Annotated in this window: 2 protein-coding genes; both read right to left on the reverse strand. The window is 67.4% G+C overall.

Translation table 11 applies throughout. From position 1 onward, the window contains the following. The coding region (locus UK23_RS43935) for an LLM class flavin-dependent oxidoreductase (protein WP_045317772.1) at nucleotides 1-245 on the reverse strand (245 nt) is incomplete at its 3' end. A 36-nt stretch (nucleotides 246-281) separates the two neighbouring features. Further along, nucleotides 282-853 (reverse strand): LLM class flavin-dependent oxidoreductase (locus UK23_RS43940; protein ID WP_045317773.1); only part of this gene is annotated, 572 nt, incomplete at its 5' end.

Here is an 853-nt window from a genome sequence, read left to right on the forward strand (position 1 = left end):
TTCCACGGCCTGCGCCGCCCCAACGACGTCACCATCGGCCCCAACCGAATCGACGACGTCCGCGCCGCCACCGCCCCCAACGTCACCCACGGATCAGCCAGAACGGTCTCATCCGGCCGAACCACGTGATCCCACAAGAAGAAACCGTCCCACCCAGCCGATTCCGCGGCGACCGCCAGCGACACCAGCACCGAGGGATCACCGAGCGACGCACCGAAGTTCGGAACATAGATCGCGTACCTCATGCCCCGAGTGTGCCAAGCACCCCCGACAAGATCGTTCTAACGCGGCGGACCAGCAGAAACATACGAACGCAGCTCATCCAGCGACGCCTTCCAGCCATCCAGCAACAACCACGTCGCCCCAGCGTCCGCATACTCCGACACCTGCGCCGCCGACGGCCGCGCCCCGCCACCCCAAATCGCCAAATCCCCATCCGCAGGCCCACCAGCCGCGACGAAATCAGCCTTCATCCGCGCCGCCTGCTCCGCCGACGCCACCGCGAACCCACCAGACCCGTCCTGAATGATCGGGAACAACCCCGACGCGTGCGCCGCCGCCAGGAACGGCACCTTCCGCGGCCAGATCCCCGACGTCCACACCGGCACCTCCACCGGCGCGAACCGCACCCCCGACACGTCGTACACCTCGCCGTGATGCTCAACCACCTTGCCCGACAACAACTTCTGCACCACCTCGACACCCTCGGTCATCCGCGCCGCCCGCGACCGAGCATCCGCAGCCTCACCGAAAGAAGTGAAATCCCGAGGCACCCCCATACCCACCCCGAGCACCAGCCGCCCACCCGACAACCGCTGCAACGTCGACGCCTCCAGCGCCAGCTTCCACGGCC

The sequence above is a fragment of the Lentzea aerocolonigenes genome, from assembly GCF_000955955.1.
GTDB lineage: Bacteria > Actinomycetota > Actinomycetes > Mycobacteriales > Pseudonocardiaceae > Lentzea > Lentzea aerocolonigenes_A.